The following is a 23,030-nucleotide window of genomic DNA, read 5'->3' as shown; positions in this document are numbered from 1 at the left end:
CTGCCGGAAGGCACCGAGATGGTGATGCCGGGCGACAACATCACGGTCGATGTCGAGCTGATCGTGCCGATCGCCATGGAAGAGAAGCTGCGCTTCGCCATCCGTGAAGGCGGCCGCACCGTCGGTGCCGGCATCGTCGTCACCATTAAGGAATAACGGACCCCGCCATCCGCCGGGTCAGGGTCGAGACAAAAAAGGGCGGTCCTTTGGGCCGCCCTTTTTTCGTTTGCTCGGCGGTCGCGTGTTGTCGGCCGAACCCTGTTGCAAGCCTCTGGACCTCGTCTAGGATAGCTTGCATGGCGGGGCTTCTCCAAATGGTTCCAGGGCGCCTTTTACATCGTCGGGCTTTGTGGTCGCTGCGGCTGATCTGCCTGCTGGCGTCGCTTGTCGTGGGGCATGCCGCCTTTGCGGCGGATACGGCGCCGGATCTCGGTCCGACGATGCGCTTCGTCGTCGTCCGCAGCAACGCACCGGGCTGCGAGCCGATCTGCCCGGAATGGATCTCCGCCGAAGGCTCGATAGAAGCCCGGACGCCGGTTCTGTTCAAACGCATGCTCAAAACGCTTGGCGGCCGAGATCTGCCGATCGTCGTCGATTCTCCCGGCGGCAATGTCGAGGCGGCGCTCACGCTTGGCCGGCTGATCCGCAAGAACAAGCTCGATATCGCTGTCGGCAAGACCCGGTTCGACGGCTGTCTGCCTGATGCGAAGGACTGCGCGCAAAACGAAGGCAGGGGCGCCCGCTATTTCGGCGATGCCTACGCCAGCGGCGCCATGTGCAATTCCGCCTGTCCGCTGATGTTTGCCGGCGGTATCAGGCGGTTGGTCGGTGAATCGGCCTATCTCGGCGTCCATCAGATCACCACGACCTATATCCGCACGAAACTGCAATATCGCACCACCTATCGGATCGTGGGCGGCAAGAAGAAGGTACTCAGCACAAGGATCGTCAGCCGAAAGAGTGCCGGCAGCTACAAGACCTACGAAATGAGCAAGGCGGTGGAGAAAAGGCTGGCGGCCTATCTCGACGGGATGGGCGTCGGGCCGGGCGTGCTCGAAACGATGAAGGACACCCCGGCCAGCGCAATCCACCAACTGGAAGTGCAAAACATGCTTCGGATGAAGATGGTCACCAGCCTGGATTCCGTCGACATGCTGACCGCGGGAACCATCTGCCGCTCCACTCCATTGCCCGGAAATTGCCGGGTAGTGCCGGCTCAGGCAGACAAGGCCACGCGGCCGGCCGCTGCCGAGGCGGCAAAAGTAGAGCCCGCCGCCGCCGCGCCGACCGAACCCGAAACCGTCCAGCAGGACAATGTCGCCGACATGCGCTTCGTTCTGGTGCGCGGCAAGAGTTTACTCTGCGATCCCGATTGTCCGGAGTGGATCGCAGCGGAAGGCAGGATTACCGCCAAGACGCCACAGAAGCTGCGCGAACTGCTTGGCACCCTGGGGGATCGGCGGCTGCCCGTCGTGATCAACTCGCCGGGAGGTGACCTTTCCGGTGCTCTTGCCGCCGGGAGGCTGATCCGCGAACACAAGCTCGACGTGGCGGTCGCACGCACGGAGTTCATGGAATGCGAGCCGGAGAAGCCGGGCTGCATGGCCCAAGACGGCGTCTATGTCGGGCTCACGAGTGATGCGTTGGGCGAATGCGACGCAGCCTGTCCGATCATGCTTGCGGGCGGTGTCAGACGTCTGGTCGGCCCCCATGCGCGCTTGAGCCTGCGGTCGCTGGACCTGGACCAGCAGGTCAAGACCTACCTCGAAGAGATGGCGGTTGGGCCTGACCTGTTTGCTGCGACAAAGCTCCGTTCGAGCCAACGGCAGCTCGACCCCAGGAAGATGCTCAAAGTCGGGCTGACGACAGGGCCTCAATCGGCGGATGAATTGACGGGCGCTTCCATCTGCAAATCGGCCCCGAAACCAGGCAATTGCCGCCTGGTATCGGCGCCCAAACTCCAGGCCGACGCGCCCACCAAATCATAGTTTTCGGCGGCACGGTCGAGCAGACTGGCTGTCGAGGCAGGTTGAGCCGTGCCCGATAGTTCCGCTATCGTCATCTGGCATTGCCATCTCTGGCACTGCTTGAGGGGCTGGTGGAGGAAAAGGAAAGTGAGCCAGGACGTCCCGACATTGTACGAATGGGCCGGCGGCGCCGAGGCGCTGAACCGCCTGACGGAAACCTTCTACGACAAGGTGCTTCGCGACCCGGTCGTCGGGCCTGTGTTCAGGACCATGTCGCCGGACCATCCCGCCCATGTTGCGGCGTTCGTCGGCGAGGTTTTCGGCGGACCGAAAACCTACAGCGAAAAGTTCGGCGGCCACCGCGAGATGGTCATGCACCATCTGGGCAAGCATCTGACGGAGGAGCAGCGCCGCCGCTGGATCAATCTCCTGGCTGATGCCGCCGACGCGGTCGGCCTGCCCGACGATCCTGAATTCCGCTCGGCCTTCATGGGCTACGTCGAATGGGGTTCGCGGCTGGCGAAGATGAACTCCAATCTCGGCGAGACCTGCGATCCCGAGACGGAGCCGATGCCGGCCTGGGGCTGGGGGGTGCCGGGCGGGCCGTACAGACCGCCGGAAACAAAGTAGCCTCCACGCGCAGGGAGGGGACCGGGCCGATGCTGGAAGATATGAAGATCGTGCGCTGGCATGAGTGGGATGGGCCCGGGCTCGAACACCTGCTGCTGCAGGAGCGGGCAGGGGTGGTTTCGGCTGACTCCGTCGTGATCTGTTCCGGGCAGACGCCTTTTGCCGTGCGCTACCGCATCGCCTGCAACGAGAACTGGCATGCCAGGAGTGTCATGGTCGACGTGATCGGCAGTGGCCAGACACTTGTCCTTGCCGCCGACGGCAATGGTCGCTGGACCGGGGACGGCCTGCCGATGCCCGAGCTCGACGGCGTTGTCGACCCTGATCTCACCGTCACGCCGTTCACCAACACGCTGCCGATCCGGCGCTTGCGGCTTTCGACAGGACAAAGTGCCGAGATCACCACGGCCTTCATCGATTTCCCGGCCCTCACCGTCGTCGCCAACCCGCAGCGCTACACATGCCTCGAAGAGGGCAAGCGATATCTCTACGAATCCCGCGCCAGCGACTTCAAGCGGGAGCTAGAGATCGACCGAGACGGGCTGGTCGTCAGCTATCCCGATTTCTGGCGCAGGGGTTAAGGCGCGTTTGCTTGCAAACCACTCTTTACAGAGCGTGCGGAAGCTTTTAGGAAGCGCCTGCTGCGCCGACATGCGCGCACGATACGGGCATAGCTCAGTTGGTAGAGCGGCGGTCTCCAAAACCGCAGGTCGTAGGTTCGAGCCCTGCTGCCCGTGCCATTTCTCGAAATGGCACTCAACGCGATATTTCGCCATTTCTCGAAATGGCTGTCAAAACGATATTTCGCGGCTGGCCTTTGAAAATCGGCGACCCGCTTGCCATATTAGAGCGATTGGGGCATAAGGGCGCCATAGCCGGGACGGAACGACTGGATGGTTCCGAGGCGGCGTTTGGTCATAAAGCGGACACTTGCCACTTGCGTGGATCAAGAATCGGTTTTATGTAGACGAAACAGACACGCGACGCGTGGAGCTGGGAAGCCGGCTTTACGCGTCTGATTTGCATGGGCGAAATGATTGCGCTGATTCGGCGCGAAAACAGGCTCATGCGGCACGTCCCGGCCAGCGGGATCATCCAGGGGACCCGGCCAACGGGTCTTGAAGACAGAGCGGCATATGGCTTCGAAAACCACAAATCCTTTCGTCTTTCTCCAGCAGGTTCGCGCGGAGACCGCCAAGGTGACTTGGCCGTCGCGGCGCGAAACGATGATCTCGACGGTCATGGTCCTCGCTTTCGCTGTGATCGCGATGATCTTTTTCTTCACCGCCGATCAGCTCATGGGCCTCGCGGTCGAGCAGATTCTTGGCATCGGACGCTAAGTCCGGCGATTACGGAGAAGTCTTGAAATGACTGCGCGGTGGTACATCGTCCACGCCTATTCGAACTTTGAAAAAAAGGTCGCCGAGGACATCGAGAACAAGGCCAAGCAGAAGGGCCTGTCCGCCGATATCGAGCAGATCGTGGTGCCGACCGAGAAGGTCGTCGAGGTTCGTCGCGGCCGCAAGGTTGATGCCGAGCGCAAGTTCTTCCCGGGCTATGTGCTCCTGAAGGCCAATCTGACCGACGCGGTGTTCTCGCTGGTCAAGAACACGCCCAAGGTCACCGGCTTCCTGGGCGACTCCAAGCCAGTGCCGATCACTGAGGCGGAAGCGCAGCGCATCCTGAACCAGGTGCAGGAAGGCGTCGAGCGGCCGAAGCCCTCGGTCACGTTCGAGATCGGCGAGGCAATTCGCGTTTCGGATGGTCCCTTCGCGTCGTTCAACGGTTTCGTTCAGGAAGTGGACGAGGAGCGGGCGCGGCTCAAGGTGGAAGTTTCGATCTTCGGGCGCGCTGTGCCTGTCGATCTGGAATTCGGACAGGTCGAAAAGGGCTGAGCCGAAATCCCGCCGCCAAGCGCGGCAGGGAAGGGCGGCGCGGAGATCGCGCTGCTTTGAGAACGGTGGGAGACGAGTGCGGCTTAGCCGGCGGCACGGATCGCACCACCAGACTGCAATCGCCGGCAAGACCGGCATAGACAAAGGCAGGAAAAGAGATGGCTAAGAAAATTGCAGGCCAGCTCAAGCTCCAGGTCAAAGCGGGATCGGCCACGCCGTCTCCCCCGATCGGCCCGGCGCTTGGTCAGCGTGGCATCAACATCATGGAGTTCTGCAAGGCGTTCAACGCGCAGACCCAGGAAATGGAAAAGGGATCGCCGATTCCGGTCGTCATCACCTACTACCAGGACAAGTCCTTCACCTTCGTCATGAAGACGCCGCCGGTGAGCTACTTTCTGAAGAAGGCGGCGAACCTGACGTCGGGTTCTAAGGAGCCGGGCAAGATCAAGGCCGGCACGATCGGCCGCGACAAGGTTCGCGCCATCGCCGAGCAGAAGATGAAGGATCTGAACGCAAACGACGTCGAGGCGGCCATGCGCATGGTCGAGGGCTCCGCCCGCTCGATGGGTCTGGAAGTGGTGGGCTAAGATCATGGCAAAGATTGCAAAGCGTGTATCGAAGACCCGCGAAGGCATTGATCCCAACAAGGCTTACGCCCTGGGTGAAGCGCTGAAGCTGCTCAAGGACCGTTCCTCGGTCAAGTTCGACGAGACCGTCGAAGTCGCCATGAACCTGGGCGTCGACCCGCGCCATGCCGACCAGATGGTCCGCGGCGTGGTCAACCTGCCGAACGGCACCGGCCGCTCGGTTCGCGTTGCCGTGTTCGCCCGTGGCGACAAGGCTGACGAAGCTCGCGCCGCTGGCGCCGACATCGTCGGTGCCGAGGATCTGGTCGAGATCGTCCAGAAGGGCACGATCGACTTCGATCGCTGCATCGCCACGCCGGACATGATGCCGCTCGTCGGCCGTCTCGGCAAGGTGCTCGGCCCGCGCGGCATGATGCCGAACCCGAAGGTCGGCACCGTCACCACCGACGTTGCCGCCGCCGTCAAGGCATCGAAGGGTGGCGCCGTCGAGTTCCGCGTCGAGAAGGCCGGCATCGTTCATGCCGGTGTCGGCAAGGTCTCGTTCGAGGTCAAGGCCCTGGAAGAGAACATCCGCGCCTTCGCTGACGCGGTGACCAAGGCAAAGCCGACGGGCGCCAAGGGCAACTACGTCAAGAAGGTGTCGGTCACCTCGACGATGGGCCCGGGCCTCAAGCTCGACGTCTCGACGCTCGCGGCGTCCTGATAAGTTTATCTGGGATCGGCCGTTAAAGGGCTGATCCGCAAAAGAATTCCGGGCCTCCGATTTAGGTTGGCGGCCCGGTGCCGGAAGTCGAAAGGCTTCCGGACATCCTGTCCGAGATTGCAGGCGGCCCGAGCCTTAGGTTGAAAAGGGGGGCCTTAATTCATGTGGGCCTGCATGAGACGGGTGAAGACCGGACAACGGAGCGACTGCTCCAATGAAAGGTTCGAACCGTGTTTGCCTTTTGTCTGCGCATCGTCGGCCTGGCCGTCGATGTGGCGAAAGGGGGCAGGATCCTCGAGCGTCGTTCGGGAGATCCGTTACTGGATGGCCCGGCCGACAAAAGGCAACCCGACGCCTGTCCTCGTGAATGGGAATGTTCCCGTTAACAGGATGGGGGTCAACTGGAGATAGGCAGTGGACAGAGCGGAAAAACGCGAACTCGTCACGGGCCTGAACGGTGCGTTCTCGAACGCAGGTTCAGTGGTCGTGGCCCACTACGCCGGTATCACCGTCGCGCAAATGAACGACCTTCGGTCGAAAATGCGCGCTGCCGGTGGCACCGTCAAAGTCGCGAAGAACCGTCTCGCCAAAATCGCTCTTCAGGGCACGGACTCCGCATCGATCATCGACCTGTTCAAGGGACAGACGCTGATTGCTTATTCGGAGGATCCGATTGCGGCGCCGAAGGTCGCGTCCGATTTCGCCAAGGGAAATGACAAGCTCGTCATTCTCGGCGGCGCAATGGGCACCACCTCGCTCAACGCCGACGGTGTGAAGGCACTCGCCACACTTCCGTCGCTCGATGAGCTGCGCGCCAGGCTGGTTGGCATGATCGCCACGCCGGCAACCCGGATCGCCCAGATCGTCAATGCGCCAGCGGCTTCGGTCGCGCGCGTCATCGGCGCTTACGCCCGGAAGGACGAGGCGGCATGAGGCCGTTCCTCGCTATCACAAACACACGTTCGAACCTGATGAAGGAATACAACAATGGCTGATCTCGCAAAGATCGTAGACGACCTTTCGAAGCTGACCGTCCTCGAGGCGGCCGAGCTGTCGAAGCTTCTGGAAGAAAAGTGGGGCGTCTCCGCCGCTGCTCCGGTGGCTGTTGCCGCCGCTGGCGGTGGTGCAGCTGCTGCTGCTCCGGCCGAGGAAAAGACGGAATTCGACGTCGTCCTCACCGAGGCAGGCGCTCAGAAGATCAACGTCATCAAGGAAGTCCGCGCAATCACCGGTCTTGGCCTCAAGGAAGCCAAGGATCTGGTCGAAGCGGCTCCGAAGCCGGTCAAGGAAGGCGTTTCCAAGGCCGACGCTGACAAGTTCAAGGCCCAGCTGGAAGCAGCCGGCGCCAAGGTCGACCTGAAGTAAGCGTAAAAGCGGCGGACGGCCTCGCGCCGTCCGCCACTCCCTTCGGGCTGAAGGGAGCACGCGTAGCGCGAGACGTACGAGAACCTCTTTCCTGAGGGCCGCAATCCGGCCTTCAGGAAACGGGTTTTCTCCCGTTTTAGCCGGCCGCCGACAGGCGCCGGGAAAACAGACAAAGGGTCGCCGCCCAGGTGGCCCAGAATGCAAGGCGAGCCGCGGCGAGGTTCGTCCCGAGTTTAGAGCTAAGGAGCGACGATGGCCCAGACCCAGACTTTCAATGGCCGCAGACGCGTACGCAAGTTCTTCGGAAAGATCCCGGAAGTTGCGGAGATGCCGAACCTGATCGAGGTTCAGAAGGCATCCTATGACCAGTTCCTGATGGTGGCGGAGCCCAAGGGTGGGCGTCCGGACGAGGGACTGCAGGCCGTCTTCAAGTCGGTCTTCCCGATTCAGGACTTTTCCGGCTCCTCGATGCTGGAGTTCGTGAAGTACGAGTTCGAAGGACCGAAATTCGACGTTGACGAATGCCGTCAGCGCGACCTCACCTATGCCGCGCCGCTGAAGGTGACGCTGCGCCTCATCGTGTTCGATATCGACGAGGATACCGGCGCCAAGTCGATCAAGGACATCAAGGAGCAGGACGTCTACATGGGCGACATGCCGCTCATGACCTTGAACGGCACCTTCATCGTCAACGGCACCGAGCGCGTCATCGTCTCGCAGATGCACCGCTCGCCGGGCGTCTTCTTCGACCATGACAAGGGCAAGTCGCACTCGTCGGGCAAGCTTCTGTTTGCCGCGCGCGTCATCCCCTATCGCGGCTCGTGGCTCGACATCGAGTTCGATTCCAAGGACGTCGTGCACGCCCGCATCGACCGTCGCCGCAAGATTCCGGTGACGTCGCTGCTGATGGCGCTCGGCATGGACGGCGAAGAGATCCTGTCGACCTTCTACAACAAGATCACCTACAAGCGCGCCGGCGACCACTGGCGCATTCCGTTCAATGTCGAGCGTTTCCGCGGCCTCAAGGCCGTCGGCGACCTGGTCGACGCCGATACGGGCGAAGTTGTTGTCGAAGCCGGCAAGAAGATCACTGCCCGCCAGGCCCGGGCGCTTGGCGAGAAGGGTCTCAAGGCGATCAAGTCGACCGACGAGGATCTGCTCGGCAATTACCTGGCCGAGGACATCGTCAACTACGCCACCGGCGAGATCTTCCTCGAAGCCGGCGACGAGATCGACGAAAAGACGCTGAAGGTGCTGCTTGGCACCGGTGAAAACGAGATCAAGGTTCTCGACATCGACCACGTCAATGTCGGCGCCTATATCCGCAACACGCTCAACGTCGACAAGAACGAGAGCCGCCAGGACGCGCTGTTCGACATCTATCGTGTCATGCGCCCCGGCGAGCCGCCGACACTCGAGACCGCCGAAGCCATGTTCAACTCGCTGTTCTTCGACAGCGAGCGCTACGATCTGTCGGCCGTTGGCCGCGTCAAGATGAACATGCGCCTCGAGCTCAAGGCCGAGGACACCGTGCGCGTGCTGCGCAAGGACGACATCCTGGCCGTGGTCAAGACGCTGGTCGAACTGCGTGACGGCAAGGGCGAGATCGACGACATCGACAATCTCGGCAACCGCCGCGTGCGGTCGGTCGGCGAGCTGATGGAAAACCAGTACCGCGTCGGCCTGCTGCGCATGGAGCGCGCGATCAAGGAGCGTATGTCCTCGATCGAGATCGACACGGTGATGCCGCAGGACCTGATCAACGCCAAGCCGGCGGCCGCCGCCGTGCGCGAGTTCTTCGGTTCCTCGCAGCTGTCGCAGTTCATGGACCAGACCAACCCTCTGTCGGAGATTACTCACAAGCGCCGCCTCTCGGCGCTTGGACCGGGCGGTCTGACCCGCGAGCGCGCCGGCTTCGAAGTGCGCGACGTGCACCCGACGCACTACGGCCGCATCTGCCCGATCGAGACGCCGGAAGGCCCGAATATCGGTCTGATCAACTCGCTGGCCACCTTCGCACGCGTCAACAAGTACGGCTTCATCGAGAGCCCGTACCGCAAGATCGTCGACGGCAAGCTGACCAATGACGTCGTCTATCTCTCGGCGATGGAAGAAGCCAAGCACCACGTCGCGCAGGCCAACGCCGAGCTCGACAAGAGTGGTGGATTCGTCGACGAGTTCGTCATTTGCCGCAGCGCCGGCGAAGTGATGATGGCGCCGCGCGAAAACGTCGACCTGATGGACGTGTCGCCCAAGCAGATGGTTTCGGTGGCCGCGGCCCTGATCCCGTTCCTCGAGAACGACGACGCCAACCGCGCCCTGATGGGCTCGAACATGCAGCGTCAGGCCGTGCCGCTGGTGCGCGCCGAGGCGCCGTTCGTCGGCACCGGCATGGAGCCGATCGTCGCCCGTGACTCGGGCGCCGCCATCGGCGCCCGCCGCGGTGGCATCGTCGACCAGGTGGACGCGACGCGTATCGTTATCCGCGCCACCGAAGATCTCGATCCGGGCAAGTCCGGCGTCGACATCTACCGGCTGATGAAGTTCCAGCGTTCGAACCAGAACACCTGCATCAACCAGCGTCCGCTGGTCCGCATGGGCGACCGGGTCAACAAGGGCGACATCATCGCCGACGGTCCGTCGACCGAGCTCGGCGATCTGGCGCTCGGACGCAACGTGCTGGTCGCGTTCATGCCGTGGAACGGCTACAACTACGAGGACTCGATCCTCCTGTCCGAGCGCATCGTCGCCGACGACGTCTTCACCTCGATCCATATCGAGGAGTTCGAGGTCATGGCGCGCGACACCAAGCTCGGTCCGGAGGAAATCACGCGCGACATTCCGAACGTCTCGGAAGAAGCGCTGAAGAACCTCGACGAAGCCGGCATCGTCTATATCGGTGCCGAAGTTCAGCCGGGCGATATCCTGGTCGGCAAGATCACGCCGAAGGGCGAAAGCCCGATGACGCCGGAAGAGAAGCTTCTGCGCGCCATCTTCGGCGAAAAGGCATCAGACGTGCGCGACACCTCGATGCGCATGCCTCCGGGCACCTTCGGCACCGTCGTCGAGGTGCGCGTCTTCAATCGCCACGGTGTGGAGAAGGACGAGCGCGCCATGGCGATCGAGCGCGAGGAGATCGAACGCCTCGCCAAGGATCGCGACGACGAGCAGGCCATTCTGGATCGTAACGTCTACGCGCGTCTTTCCGACGTGCTCGTCGGCAAGGAAGCGATCGCTGGACCGAAGGGCTTCAAGAAGGGCTCGACGCTGTCCAAGGACACGCTCGACGAGTATCCGCGTTCGCAGTGGTGGCAGTTTGCGGTGGAGAACGAAAAGCTCCAGAGCGAACTGGAAGCCCTGCGTGGCCAGTACGACGATTCCAAGAAGGCGCTTGAACAGCGCTTCATGGACAAGGTCGAGAAGGTCCAGCGCGGCGACGAAATGCCTCCGGGCGTCATGAAGATGGTCAAGGTCTTCGTGGCTGTGAAGCGCAAGATGCAGCCCGGCGACAAGATGGCCGGCCGTCACGGCAACAAGGGTGTCGTGTCGCGGATCGTTCCGGTCGAGGACATGCCTTTCCTCGAGGACGGCACGCATGCCGATATCGTGCTCAATCCGCTGGGTGTGCCGAGCCGCATGAATGTCGGCCAGATCCTGGAAACGCATCTGGGCTGGGCTTGCGCGGGCATGGGCAAGAAGATCGGCGAGCTGATCGACACGTACAAGGCAGCCGGCGACATCAAGCCGCTGCGCAAGACGCTCGAGAGCTTCATGCCGGCCAACGACCGCAACGAGCCGGTCCGCGAATATGACGACGAGAGTATCGTTCGCCTGAGCGAGCAGATGCGCCGCGGCGTCTCGATCGCGACCCCGGTGTTCGACGGCGCGCACGAGGCTGACATCAACATCATGCTGGAGCAGGCGGGCCTGCACACCAGCGGTCAGTCGCAGCTCTATGACGGACGCACGGGCGAGCCGTTCGATCGCAAGGTGACGATGGGCTACATCTACATGCTCAAGCTTCACCATCTCGTGGACGACAAGATCCACGCGCGTTCGATCGGTCCGTACTCGCTCGTCACCCAGCAGCCGCTGGGCGGCAAGGCGCAGTTCGGTGGCCAGCGCTTCGGCGAAATGGAGGTCTGGGCGCTGGAAGCTTACGGCGCCGCCTACACGCTGCAGGAAATGCTGACGGTGAAGTCGGACGACGTCGCCGGCCGCACCAAGGTCTACGAGGCGATCGTCCGTGGCGACGACACCTTCGAGGCCGGCATTCCCGAGAGCTTCAACGTTCTCGTCAAGGAAATGCGGTCTCTCGGTCTGAATGTCGAGCTGGAGAACACCAAGCTCGACGACAACCCGGTCCGGCTGCCCGACGCGGCCGAGTAAGGCAACGGCGCGCCGCGGAAAGCCGCGGCGCGCCCATAGAATTGGACGGCCAGTGGCCGACAAAGACGGCGGGCGTTTGGCTCGCGACTAAATGCAAGGGGTTTTCGAGGACCCCGAAAAGGAGAACGGCATGAACCAAGAGGTCATGAATCTCTTCAATCCCCAGGCGCCGGCACAGGTGTTCGATTCCATCCGGATATCGCTCGCCAGCCCTGAGAAGATTCTGTCCTGGTCGTTCGGCGAGATCAAGAAGCCGGAGACCATCAACTACCGCACCTTCAAGCCGGAGCGCGACGGTCTGTTCTGCGCGCGCATTTTTGGCCCGATCAAGGACTATGAGTGCCTGTGCGGCAAGTACAAGCGCATGAAGTACAAGGGTGTCATCTGCGAGAAGTGCGGCGTCGAAGTCACGCTGTCGCGCGTCCGCCGCGAGCGCATGGGCCATATCGAGCTCGCAGCGCCCGTCGCCCATATCTGGTTCCTGAAGTCGCTGCCGTCGCGCATCGGCACGCTGCTCGACATGACCCTGAAGGACATCGAGCGCGTCCTCTACTTCGAGAACTACATCGTCACCGAACCTGGCCTCACCGCGCTGAAGGAGCACCAGCTGCTCAGCGAGGAAGAGTACATGATCGCCGTCGACGAGTATGGCGAGGACAGCTTCACCGCCATGATCGGCGCCGAGGCCATCCATGACCTTCTGGCCGGAATGGATCTTGAGAAGATCGCCGGCGACCTGCGTTCGGAACTGGCTTCGACCACCTCCGAGCTGAAGCAGAAGAAGTATCTGAAGCGGCTCAAGGTCGTCGAGAACTTCATGGAATCCGGCAACCGTCCGGAATGGATGATCATGAAAGTGGTTCCGGTGATCCCGCCGGACCTGCGTCCGCTGGTTCCTCTGGATGGTGGACGTTTCGCCACCTCGGATCTGAACGATCTCTATCGCCGCGTCATCAACCGCAACAACCGTCTGAAGCGGCTGATCGAGCTGCGCGCCCCCGGCATCATCGTGCGCAATGAAAAGCGCATGCTGCAGGAAGCCGTCGATGCGCTGTTCGACAACGGCCGTCGCGGCCGCGTCATCACCGGCGCCAACAAGCGTCCGCTGAAGTCGCTGTCCGACATGCTCAAGGGCAAGCAGGGCCGGTTCCGTCAGAACCTGCTCGGCAAGCGCGTCGACTATTCCGGCCGCTCGGTCATCGTGACCGGACCGGAGCTCAAGCTGCATCAGTGCGGCCTGCCGAAGAAGATGGCGCTCGAACTGTTCAAGCCCTTCATCTACGCCCGTCTCGACGCCAAGGGTTACTCCTCGACCGTCAAGCAGGCCAAGAAGCTGGTCGAGAAGGAACGTCCGGAAGTCTGGGATATCCTCGACGAGGTCATCCGCGAGCATCCGGTGCTCTTGAACCGCGCGCCGACGCTTCACCGTCTCGGCATCCAGGCGTTCGAGCCGATCCTGATCGAAGGCAAGGCGATCCAGCTGCACCCGCTGGTCTGCACGGCCTTCAACGCTGACTTCGACGGCGACCAGATGGCCGTTCACGTGCCGCTGTCGCTGGAAGCGCAGCTTGAAGCCCGCGTGCTGATGATGTCGACCAACAACATCCTGCACCCGGCTTCCGGTGCGCCGATCATCGTGCCGTCGCAGGACATGGTTCTGGGTCTCTACTATCTCTCGATCGTCAACCAGAACGAGCCGGGCGAAGGCATGGTGTTTGCCGACATGGGCGAACTCCAGCATGCGCTCGAGACCAAGGCGGTGACGCTGCACTCCAAGATCCGCGGTCGTTTCCGTTCGGTCGATGCCGATGGCAAGGTCGTGTCGAAGATCTACGACACCACTCCTGGCCGCATGATCATCGGCGAGCTTCTGCCGAAGAACGTCAACGTGCCTTACGAGACCGCCAACCAGGAGATGACCAAGAAGAACATCTCCAAGATGATCGACACCGTCTACCGCCACTGCGGTCAGAAGGAGACGGTCATTTTCTGCGATCGCATCATGGCGCTGGGCTTCAGCCATGCCTGCCGTGCCGGCATTTCGTTCGGCAAGGACGACATGCTGATCCCGGATGCCAAGATCAAGCTGGTCTCCGACACCGAGGCTTTGGCCAAGGAATACGAGCAGCAGTACAATGACGGCCTGATCACGCAGGGCGAGAAGTACAACAAGGTCGTCGACGCCTGGGCCAAGTGCTCGGAAAAGGTCGCCGACGAAATGATGGCCCGCATCAAGGCGGTCGAGTTCGAGGACAATGGCCGTCAGAAGCCGATGAACTCGATCTACATGATGTCGCACTCCGGTGCGCGTGGCTCGCCCACCCAGATGCGCCAGCTCGCTGGCATGCGCGGCCTGATGGCCAAGCCCTCGGGTGAAATCATCGAGACGCCGATCATCTCGAACTTCAAGGAAGGCCTGACCGTGCTCGAGTACTTCAACTCGACCCACGGTGCCCGCAAGGGTCTGGCCGACACCGCCTTGAAGACGGCGAACTCGGGCTACCTCACCCGTCGTCTGGTCGACGTGGCGCAGGACTGCATCGTCAACTCCGTCGACTGCGGGACCGATAAGGGCCTCACCATGCAGCCGATCGTCGATGCCGGCCAGGTCGTCGCTTCCGTCGGCCAGCGCGTGCTCGGCCGTACGTCGCTCGACGACATCAACCATCCGGTGTCGGGCGAGGTTCTGGTCAAGGCCGGCACGCTGATGGACGAACGCGACGTGGAAAAGATCGAAAAGGCCGGCGTCCAGTCGGTCCGCATCCGCTCGGCACTGACCTGCGAGGTCAGGGTTGGCGTGTGCGCGGTCTGCTACGGACGCGATCTTGCCCGCGGCACCCCGGTCAACCAGGGCGAAGCCGTCGGCGTCATCGCGGCGCAGTCGATCGGCGAGCCGGGCACCCAGCTCACCATGCGTACCTTCCACATGGGCGGTACGGCGCAGGTGGTGGACTCCTCGTTCCTTGAAGCCTCCTACGAGGGCAAGGTCGAGATCCGCAACCGCAACGTGGTGCGCAACTCGGACGGCCAGCAGATGGTCATGGGCCGCAACATGGCGGTGCTGATCCTCGACGAAACCGGCAAGGAGCGCGCCACGCACCGTCTCACCTATGGTTCGCGTATCTTCGTGGACGATGGCGACAAGGTGAAGCGCGGACAGCGTATCGCCGAGTGGGATCCCTATACCCGCCCGGTCCTCACCGAAATCGAGGGCAGGGTGTCGTACGAGGATCTGGTCGACGGCATTTCCGTCCAGGAAACGGCCGACGAGTCGACCGGCATCACCAAGCGTGAGGTCATCGACTGGCGCTCGACGCCACGCGGCAACGACCTCAAGCCGGCGATTGCCATCCAAGACGCCAAGGGCAAGGTCGGCAAGTTGTCGAAGGGCGGCGACGCCCGCTTCCTGCTCTCGGTCGAGGCCATTCTCTCGGTCGAGCCGGGTGCGCAGGTTCGCCCCGGCGACGTGCTGGCGCGTATCCCGATGGAAAGCGCCAAGACCAAGGACATCACCGGCGGTCTGCCGCGTGTTGCCGAACTGTTCGAGGCACGCCGTCCGAAGGATCACGCCATCATCGCCGAGATCGACGGCACGATCCGCTTCGGCCGCGACTACAAGAACAAGCGTCGTATTATCATCGAGCCGCATGACTCGACGCTTGAGCCGGTCGAATACCTGATCCCGAAGGGCAAGCCGTTCCATCTCCAGGACGGCGACGTCATCGAGAAGGGCGACTACATCCTCGACGGCAATCCCGCGCCGCACGACATCCTGGCGATCAAGGGCGTGGAGGCACTTGCTTCCTACCTCGTCAACGAAATCCAGGAAGTCTACCGTCTGCAGGGCGTGTCGATCAACGACAAGCACATCGAGGTGATCGTTCGCCAGATGCTGCAGAAGGTCGAGATCACCACGCAGGGCGACTCGACCTACATTCCGGGCGACCACGTCGACGTGATCGAGTTGGAAGAGGTCAACGAGCGTCTGATCGAGGACGGCAAGAAGCCGGCCGAAGGTCAGCCGGTGCTGCTCGGCATCACCAAGGCATCGCTGCAGACGCCGTCCTTCATCTCGGCCGCCTCCTTCCAGGAGACGACCAGGGTGCTGACGGAAGCCGCGGTTGCCGGCAAGACCGACATGCTGCAGGGGCTGAAGGAAAACGTCATCGTCGGCCGGCTTATCCCGGCCGGTACCGGCGGCACGATGAGCCAGATCCGGCGCATCGCCACCTCGCGCGACGAACTGATCATCGACGAGCGCCGCAAGGCCTCCGGTGTGGAAGTCGCCGAGCCGATGCTGGCCGATATGACAACCGCCGCGCAGTAAGCGCGGCGGCCAGACAAAGAATATAGGGCGGTTCATCGTTTCGATGAACCGCCCTAGGAATCTCAGGCAACAGGGCCGTCGGGGCAACCCGGCGGCTTTTTTGTTTGTGCGAGACTTTTGTGCTTTGAATTGGATCGGAGAAGAAAACGATGAGCAGAAAGACCTGGGCTTCTGTCGACGACTACATCGTCGACGCTCTGTTCGAGGCGGATCCGGCGCTCGATGCAGTTCTGGCCACCAACCACGACCAAGGCCTGCCGGCGATCGACGTGTCGCCGGCACAAGGCAAGCTGCTTTCGCTGCTGGCGCGAATGCAGGGAGCCAGGACGGTGCTCGAAATCGGCACGCTGGGCGGTTATTCGACCATCTGGCTGGCGCGGGGCCTGCCCGCCGACGGCAAGATCGTGACGCTTGAACTTGATCCGCACCACGCCAGGGTCGCGCGCTCGAATTTTGAGCGGGCAGGGGTGTCGGAACGGGTGGACCTACGAGTCGGGCCGGCCTTGGAATCGCTTGCCGCGCTGAGCGCCGAGAACGCCGGTCCGTTTGATCTCATCTTCATCGACGCTGACAAGCCGAACAACCCAAACTACCTGTCCTTTGCCGTGCGCCTGTCGAGGCCGGGAACGGTCATCGTCTGCGACAACGTCATCCGTGACGGCGCGGTACTCGATGACGACGGCCACGACGCCAACGTCGAAGGCGCACGCGCGGCGTTTTCCTTCATCGGGAGCGACAAACGGTTGGACGGCACCGCCATCCAGACTGTCGGCGCCAAAGGCTATGACGGCTTTGCGATCGCTATCGTGGATTGACAGTTCTCAGTCGAAAAACGCCTCGACCACATTGCGCTTGCCGAGCATGAAGGCGTCGGCGACATGCTGGAGCGGCGCCAGATCGACGTCGGAGCTGCCGGCGCGGACGATCTCGGCGAAGCGCCTGTAGAGCATCGGATATTCCGCTTCCGGCTCGTCATGGACCACGCGGCCATCGATGGCGAGCTTCGAGCCGCCGCCCGAAAGCACCATCGCGCCCTTGTCGGTGTCGGCGACGATGTCCCAGCTCTGCGGGCCGGTCTGGAGCCAGTCGAGTTCCATCGTCACCGGCAATCCATGCGAGGTGCGGAAGCTGACGTGTGCCGCGACCGGGGCGGCGCGGTTTTCGGGAAAATCGAGCACGGCCGAGGTGATGAACATCGGCGGCAGGATGTGGGTCACGATCGACAGTGCGTTGATGCCGGGATCGAAGACGCCGAAGCCGCCGGGCGCCCAGATCCACTCCTGGTTCGGATGCCAGCGGCGCACGTCCTCTTTCCAGTTGATGGCGGCGGATTTGATCTTGGCCGAGCCCAGGAAGGCACGCGCGGCCTCGACCGCCGGCGCATAGCGCGAATGCCAGCTGGCAAACAGCGAGACACCGTTCTTCACGGCCAATGCCTTGAGGTTCTCGACCTCGCTGACAGTGGCGCCGGGTGGCTTCTCCAGGAAGACGTGTTTCTTCGCTTCCAGCGCCGTGCGCGCGGCGTCATAGCGAAACTGCGGCGGCATGCAGAGCGATACGGCCTCGAGCTCCGGCACAGCGTCGAGCATGGCTTCGATATCAGGGAAATTCGGGATGTTTTCCACCTTGCCGTGCCGACTGGCGGCCGCGATGAGGCGATAGTCCTGGTCCTTTGCCAGGGCGGGCAGGTGCTGGTCGCGGACGATCTTGCCGACGCCGACGATGCCTATCTCGATGGGCTGGGACACGGCCGCTCCGTCTGTTGAATGATGGTGGTGGCTTCTTAGAGCAATTCCAGGAAAAGTGTGAAGCGGTTTTCCGTCCGGAATTGCCATAAAACAGAGAGATAGAGCGGTTCGGCGTTTCCGTGAAACGGCGAACCGCTCTAGCAGAACACTTGTCCCCGGCGAGCCGAGGCCGGCGAGCAGACGCGGAAAAGTCAGCCCCAGCTTTCCTCGAACGGCAAGGTCAGTTTTCCACCCGCCAAAAAGGCCTCGATCGCCGGTTCGAAAGGCGAGGGGTCGAGGCTGTTCGCAGCCAGCCATTCGTCGGAATAATAGGTATTGGCATAGCGATCGCCGGAATCGCAGATCAGCGTCACCAGCGAACCAGCCCTTCCTTCGTCGATCATGCGTGCCGCCTGAAAGCACATGGCGACGAAGTTGGTGCCGGTCGAGCCGCCGACGCGGCGGCCGAGCCGGTGCGATAACACCCGCATCGCCGCCAATGAGACCGCGTCCGGCACCCGCAGCATATGATCGATGACGCCTGGCACGAAGGACGGCTCCATGCGCGGCCGGCCGATCCCCTCGATCCGCGACGGCTGTTCGCAGCGGCAATTGCGATCATGCGTGGCAAAACCGTCGAAGAAGGCCGAGCGCTCGACGTCGGCAACCGACAACCGCGTCGCATGCTGCTTGTAGCGCAGGAAGCGGCCGATCGTGGCGGTGGTGCCGCCGGTGCCGGCGCTCATCACGATCCATGCCGGAACCGGATGCCGCTCCTCGCGCATCTGCCCGAAGATCGATTCGGCGATGTTGTTGTTGCCGCGCCAGTCGGTGGCGCGCTCGGCGTGGGTGAACTGGTCCATGAAATGGCCGCCCAGTTTCGCCGCGAGTTCGGCCGACTCGGCATAGATGCGCCTGCCGTCGTCAATGAAATGGCAGTTGCCGCCATAGTGCTCGATGGCGGCGATCTTTTCGCGCGAGGTCGATCGCGGCATCACCGCGTAGAACGGCACACCGATCATGCGGGCAAAGTACGCTTCCGACACCGCCGTCGAGCCCGATGACGCTTCGATCACCGCCGCACCTTCGCGGATCAGGCCATTGCACAGCGCATAGAGAAACAGTGAACGCGCCAGCCGGTGCTTGAGGCTGCCGGTCGGATGGGTGGATTCATCCTTGAGATAGAAATCGATGCCGGCCAGCGCCGGCAGATCCAGCTTCCACAGATGCGTGTCGGCCGAGCGGTGCTGGTCGGCCTCGATCGCCGCGACGGCCCGGTCGGCCCAGGTCCGGGACGCAGGTCCAACCGCTTTTGCTCCGGCCATCCTCGGCGCGCCCCGGTTTCAGATCGGCACGTCGAACGTGACGATCGACACTTCGCCTTCGAGCGCGCCCTGGAAGGCGGAAAGATGCGGCTCATCGTCGGGCACGCCATCCATGTCGCCGATCTGGTCGAGTTCGGCCTCGGCGTAACCTTCCGCCGCAAGCGATTCGAGCGCCCGGCGCACCGCCGAATCGTCGTCGGGGGCGACCAGCATCACGTGCACGCCTTCCGGCTTGCCGCCCTTTTTCTTCCACACCCGGCCGGTGATGATGGTGACCGGGCGCTCTTCATTGTCGTTCACGGGCCGATTCCTCTTGGCAGATTGCGGGCGGGCGAGGGGATTTTGACTGCTCATGCGGCCTTTTCGCATGAAGCAGGGCCGCGCAACAGCGCAAAGCCGGTCACTTTATTCCTCGCCCTTGCAAAATTCAGAAAGAAAATTACATGCGTTTTTCGCATGGCTGCCGAGCCTTGGTTGGCGCGCAATATTTGGCGCTCCGGGCTTGACGGTTCGCGGTCTTACGAGTAGAAGCCGCCCAGTCAGAACCGATGTGAGGCTCTCCCTTCCGAAGCGACACGCTTTGGAGTTTGCCTCAAACAGGGTTCGTTTTACGAGCGAAAAGACATTTCCGGCGTGCACGAAGCGGTTCCGCTTCCTCTGCCATTTGTTCGGGCAAAGACCGCGAGGCGCGGTTTGTGGCCCGAATTTGCGTATGGAAATGGCGCTTTGAGCGGCCCTGACCGGGCGAGACACGGAATTGAGAGACAAGAGGGTTTAATGCCTACCGTCAACCAGCTGATCCGCAAGCCGCGCATTGCGCCGGTGAAGCGCAACAAGGTCCCGGCCATGCAGCAGAACCCGCAGAAGCGGGGCGTCTGCACGCGCGTCTATACAACGACGCCGAAGAAGCCGAACTCGGCGCTGCGCAAGGTGGCCAAGATCCGCCTGACCAATGGTTTTGAAGTGATCGGGTACATCCCCGGCGAAGGTCACAACCTTCAGGAGCACTCCGTGGTCATGATCCGCGGCGGCCGCGTCAAGGATCTTCCGGGCGTTCGCTATCACATCATCCGCGGCGTGCTCGACACGCAGGGTGTGAAGAACCGCAAGCAGCGCCGTTCGAAGTACGGCGCCAAGCGTCCGAAGTGACCGAAGCGTAGCGAAGGTCATCCCGGGCGAGTATCCGGGATCGAGGCCACCACGCATAATTGAGGCAGAGAAAAAATGTCGCGTCGTCACAGTGCAGAAAAGCGTGAGATCAATCCGGACCCGAAGTTCGGCGATCTGATCGTCACCAAGTTCATGAACGCCGTCATGTATGACGGCAAGAAGTCGGTTGCCGAGACCATCGTCTACGGCGCGCTCGACCAGGTTCAGTCGAAGACCAAGCAGGAGCCGGTCACCGTCTTCCATCAGGCGCTCGACAATGTCGCTCCGCATGTGGAAGTGCGTTCGCGTCGTGTCGGCGGCGCCACCTACCAGGTTCCGGTCGATGTGCGCCCCGAGCGCCGCCAGGCGCTGGCCATTCGCTGGCTGATCGCCGCGGCCCGCAACCGCAACGAGACGACCATGGTCGACCGCCTCTCCGGCGAGCTGATGGACGCGGCCAACAACCGCGGCACCGCTGTCAAGAAGCGTGAAGACACCCACAAGATGGCTGAAGCCAACCGCGCTTTCGCGCACTACCGCTGGTAAAGCGCGTACGAGACTGAGAGGCAGCTACGATGGCCCGCGAATATAAAATCGAAGACTACCGCAATTTCGGTATCATGGCGCATATTGACGCCGGCAAGACGACGACCACCGAGCGCGTCCTCTATTACACGGGCAAGTCGCACAAGATCGGCGAAGTCCACGACGGCGCTGCCACCATGGATTGGATGGAGCAGGAGCAGGAGCGCGGCATCACCATCACGTCCGCCGCGACTACGACCTTCTGGAAGGGTCGCAGCGGCAAGATGTACCGCTTCAACATCATCGACACCCCCGGACACGTCGACTTCACCATCGAAGTCGAGCGTTCGCTGCGCGTGCTCGACGGCGCCATTGCCTTGCTCGATGCCAACGCAGGTGTCGAGCCGCAGACGGAAACCGTCTGGCGCCAGGCCGACAAGTATCGCGTTCCGCGCATGATCTTCTGCAACAAGATGGATAAGATCGGCGCCGACTTCTACCGTTCGGTCGAGATGATCGGTTCGCGCCTCGGTGCGCATGCCGTCGTCATGCAGCTGCCGATTGGTGCCGAGACCGAGTTCAAGGGCGTTGTCGACCTCGTCGAGATGAACGCGCTGGTCTGGCGCGACGAGACGCTGGGTGCTGCCTGGGACGTCGTCGAAATCCCGGCCGACCTCAAGGCTCGTGCCGAGGAATACCGCGAGAAGATGATCGAAGCCGCCGTCGAAATGGACGAGACGGCACTCGAGAACTACCTCGAAGGTAAGATGCCTTCGAATGACGAGATCCGCGCGCTGATCCGCAAAGGCACCATCGCGGTGAAGTTCTACCCGATGTTCTGCGGCTCGGCCTTCAAGAACAAGGGCGTGCAGCCGCTGCTCGACGCCGTCGTCGAGTATCTGCCGTCGCCGGCCGATGTTCCGGCCATCAAGGGCGTCGATGCCAAGACCGACGCCGAGATCGAGCGTCACGCCGACGACAACGAGCCGCTGTCGATGCTCGCCTTCAAGATCATGAACGACCCGTTCGTCGGTTCGCTCACCTTTGCCCGCATCTACTCGGGCAAGCTCACCAAGGGCATCTCGGTCGACAACACCGTGAAGGGCAAGAAAGAGCGCATCGGCCGCATGCTGCAGATGCATGCCAACTCGCGCGCCGACGTCGAAGAGGCTTTTGCCGGCGACATCGTCGCTCTGGCTGGCCTCAAGGACACGACCACCGGCGACACGCTCAGCGATCCGCTGCATCCGGTCATTCTTGAGCGCATGGAATTCCCTGATCCGGTCATCCAGATCGCGATCGAGCCGAAGACCAAGAACGACCAGGAAAAGATGGGCCTCGCCCTTCATCGCCTGGCCGCGGAGGATCCGTCCTTCCGCGTCAAGACCGACGAGGAAAGCGGCCAGACGATCATTTCCGGCATGGGCGAGCTTCACCTCGACATCATCGTCGATCGCATGCGTCGCGAATTCAAGGTCGAGGCCAACGTCGGTGCGCCGCAGGTGGCCTATCGCGAGACGATCACCCGCAGGCACGAGCAGGACTACACGCACAAGAAGCAGACCGGCGGTACCGGTCAGTTCGCCCGCGTCAAGATCGTCTTCGAGCCGAATCCGGACAGCAGCGAATTCGAGTTCGAAACCAAGATCGTCGGCGGTGCGGTTCCGAAGGAATACATCCCCGGTGTCGAAAAGGGCATCAACAGCGTCATGACCTCGGGTCCGTTCGCGGGCTTCCCGATGATCGGCGTCAAGGCGACGCTGATCGACGGCGCTTACCACGATGTTGACTCCAGCGTTCTGGCCTTCGAAATCGCCGGCCGCGCCTGCTTCCGTGAAGCTGCACCCAAGCTTGGCGTGCAGTTGCTCGAGCCGATCATGAAGGTCGAAGTGGTGACGCCGGAAGATTACGTCGGCAGTGTCATCGGCGATCTGAACGGCCGTCGCGGCCAAATCCAGGGCCAGGAAGCACGTGGCGTGGCAGTGGTCATCAACGCCATGGTGCCGCTCGCCAACATGTTCAAGTACGTCGACAACCTGCGCTCGATGAGCCAGGGCCGCGCGGCCTACACGATGCAGTTCGATCACTACGAGCCTGTGCCGACCGCGGTCGCCCAGGAAGTTCAGAAGAAATACGCGTAACTCGAACGGGTTGCAGCGGTAACTTAATTCAAGGCCCCCACGGGCGAGCAGGATTGGAGACATCACATGGCAAAAGGTAAATTCGAGCGTAACAAGCCTCATGTGAACATCGGCACGATTGGTCACGTTGACCATGGCAAGACGTCGCTGACGGCGGCGATCACGAAGTATTTTGGCGAATACAAGCGCTACGACCAGATCGACGCGGCCCCTGAGGAGAAGGCGCGCGGCATCACGATCTCGACGGCGCATGTCGAATACGAGACGGCCAACCGCCACTACGCTCACGTCGACTGCTGC

The 23,030-nt window shown here is 62.2% G+C and carries 20 protein-coding genes and 1 tRNA gene; 18 read left to right on the top strand and 3 right to left on the bottom strand.

All coding sequences use genetic code 11. The annotated features are described in order from the left end of the window. From AC1DZU_RS34150 to AC1DZU_RS34085, 14 genes are all read left to right on the top strand, one after another. A partial coding sequence (locus AC1DZU_RS34150) for an EF-Tu C-terminal domain-related protein (RefSeq protein ID WP_477276262.1) occupies nucleotides 1-156 on the top strand: 156 nt, incomplete at its 5' end. A 158-nt stretch (nucleotides 157-314) separates the two neighbouring features. Further along, nucleotides 315-1,988, top strand: a complete 1,674-nt coding sequence (locus tag AC1DZU_RS34145; RefSeq protein ID WP_477291674.1) for a COG3904 family protein — start codon at nucleotides 315-317, stop codon at nucleotides 1,986-1,988. A gap of 126 nt (nucleotides 1,989-2,114) precedes the next feature. Continuing rightward, complete coding sequence (locus tag AC1DZU_RS34140; RefSeq protein WP_477291672.1) at nucleotides 2,115-2,597, top strand: group II truncated hemoglobin; 483 nt, start codon at nucleotides 2,115-2,117, stop codon at nucleotides 2,595-2,597. 29 nt (nucleotides 2,598-2,626) lie between these two features. Continuing rightward, the gene (locus tag AC1DZU_RS34135; protein WP_477291670.1) at nucleotides 2,627-3,178 is read left to right on the top strand and encodes a putative glycolipid-binding domain-containing protein; all 552 of its coding nucleotides are present in this window, start codon (nucleotides 2,627-2,629) and stop codon (nucleotides 3,176-3,178) included. Between the two features lie 83 nt (nucleotides 3,179-3,261). Then, nucleotides 3,262-3,337 (top strand) — tRNA-Trp (locus AC1DZU_RS34130). A gap of 396 nt (nucleotides 3,338-3,733) precedes the next feature. Continuing rightward, the gene (gene secE, locus AC1DZU_RS34125) at nucleotides 3,734-3,937 is read left to right on the top strand and encodes a preprotein translocase subunit SecE (protein ID WP_013531408.1); all 204 of its coding nucleotides are present in this window, start codon (nucleotides 3,734-3,736) and stop codon (nucleotides 3,935-3,937) included. 27 nt (nucleotides 3,938-3,964) lie between these two features. Beyond that, nucleotides 3,965-4,492 carry a transcription termination/antitermination protein NusG gene (gene nusG, locus AC1DZU_RS34120; protein WP_013895710.1) on the top strand — a complete coding sequence of 176 codons (528 nt, stop codon included), beginning with the start codon at nucleotides 3,965-3,967 and terminating at the stop codon, nucleotides 4,490-4,492. Nucleotides 4,493-4,650: 158 nt separating this feature from the next. Next, entirely contained in the window at nucleotides 4,651-5,079 is a 429-nt protein-coding gene (rplK, locus tag AC1DZU_RS34115) for a 50S ribosomal protein L11 (RefSeq protein ID WP_006333334.1), read from the top strand. A 4-nt stretch (nucleotides 5,080-5,083) separates the two neighbouring features. Further along, nucleotides 5,084-5,782 (top strand): 50S ribosomal protein L1, encoded by a 699-nt coding sequence (gene rplA / locus AC1DZU_RS34110; RefSeq protein ID WP_184879348.1) that lies wholly within the window; start codon nucleotides 5,084-5,086, stop codon nucleotides 5,780-5,782. A 414-nt stretch (nucleotides 5,783-6,196) separates the two neighbouring features. Further along, nucleotides 6,197-6,715 (top strand): 50S ribosomal protein L10, encoded by a 519-nt coding sequence (rplJ, locus tag AC1DZU_RS34105; protein ID WP_095089664.1) that lies wholly within the window; start codon nucleotides 6,197-6,199, stop codon nucleotides 6,713-6,715. A gap of 54 nt (nucleotides 6,716-6,769) precedes the next feature. Next, entirely contained in the window at nucleotides 6,770-7,147 is a 378-nt protein-coding gene (gene rplL, locus AC1DZU_RS34100) for a 50S ribosomal protein L7/L12 (protein ID WP_095089666.1), read from the top strand. A 252-nt stretch (nucleotides 7,148-7,399) separates the two neighbouring features. Next, a complete protein-coding gene (gene rpoB / locus AC1DZU_RS34095; protein WP_184879345.1) occupies nucleotides 7,400-11,536 on the top strand; it encodes a DNA-directed RNA polymerase subunit beta in 4,137 nt (1,378 codons plus the stop codon). Nucleotides 11,537-11,666: 130 nt separating this feature from the next. Then, nucleotides 11,667-15,863: a DNA-directed RNA polymerase subunit beta' gene (rpoC, locus tag AC1DZU_RS34090; RefSeq protein ID WP_477291667.1), complete on the top strand. Its 4,197-nt coding sequence runs from the start codon at nucleotides 11,667-11,669 to the stop codon at nucleotides 15,861-15,863. A gap of 149 nt (nucleotides 15,864-16,012) precedes the next feature. After that, complete coding sequence (locus AC1DZU_RS34085) at nucleotides 16,013-16,678, top strand: O-methyltransferase (RefSeq protein WP_477291665.1); 666 nt, start codon at nucleotides 16,013-16,015, stop codon at nucleotides 16,676-16,678. A gap of 6 nt (nucleotides 16,679-16,684) precedes the next feature. Here the strand turns inward: AC1DZU_RS34085 and AC1DZU_RS34080 are convergent, their stop codons facing one another. From AC1DZU_RS34080 to AC1DZU_RS34070, 3 genes are all read right to left on the bottom strand, one after another. Then, a complete protein-coding gene (locus AC1DZU_RS34080; RefSeq protein ID WP_477291663.1) occupies nucleotides 16,685-17,611 on the bottom strand; it encodes a Gfo/Idh/MocA family protein in 927 nt (308 codons plus the stop codon). 191 nt (nucleotides 17,612-17,802) lie between these two features. Then, nucleotides 17,803-18,915 (bottom strand): PLP-dependent cysteine synthase family protein, encoded by a 1,113-nt coding sequence (locus AC1DZU_RS34075; protein WP_477291661.1) that lies wholly within the window; start codon nucleotides 18,913-18,915, stop codon nucleotides 17,803-17,805. An 18-nt stretch (nucleotides 18,916-18,933) separates the two neighbouring features. Then, a complete protein-coding gene (locus AC1DZU_RS34070) occupies nucleotides 18,934-19,215 on the bottom strand; it encodes a transcriptional regulator (protein WP_477291659.1) in 282 nt (93 codons plus the stop codon). 477 nt (nucleotides 19,216-19,692) lie between these two features. Here AC1DZU_RS34070 and rpsL point away from each other — a divergent pair, with 477 nt between their 5' ends. The 4 genes from rpsL to AC1DZU_RS34050 all read left to right on the top strand — a co-directional run. Beyond that, nucleotides 19,693-20,064, top strand: coding sequence for a 30S ribosomal protein S12 (gene rpsL / locus AC1DZU_RS34065; protein ID WP_006333356.1), 372 nt, complete (start codon nucleotides 19,693-19,695; stop codon nucleotides 20,062-20,064). Between the two features lie 75 nt (nucleotides 20,065-20,139). Further along, a complete protein-coding gene (gene rpsG, locus AC1DZU_RS34060; protein WP_008875664.1) occupies nucleotides 20,140-20,610 on the top strand; it encodes a 30S ribosomal protein S7 in 471 nt (156 codons plus the stop codon). Between the two features lie 29 nt (nucleotides 20,611-20,639). Then, the gene (gene fusA / locus AC1DZU_RS34055; protein ID WP_095089675.1) at nucleotides 20,640-22,730 is read left to right on the top strand and encodes an elongation factor G; all 2,091 of its coding nucleotides are present in this window, start codon (nucleotides 20,640-20,642) and stop codon (nucleotides 22,728-22,730) included. Nucleotides 22,731-22,796: 66 nt separating this feature from the next. Then, nucleotides 22,797-23,030 (top strand): GTP-binding protein (locus AC1DZU_RS34050; RefSeq protein WP_477291657.1); only part of this gene is annotated, 234 nt, incomplete at its 3' end.

The organism is Mesorhizobium sp. P2_A12 (assembly GCF_056405075.1).
The sequence above is the reverse complement of the archived record's forward strand: the minus strand, read 5'-3'. Positions and strand labels throughout refer to the sequence as shown.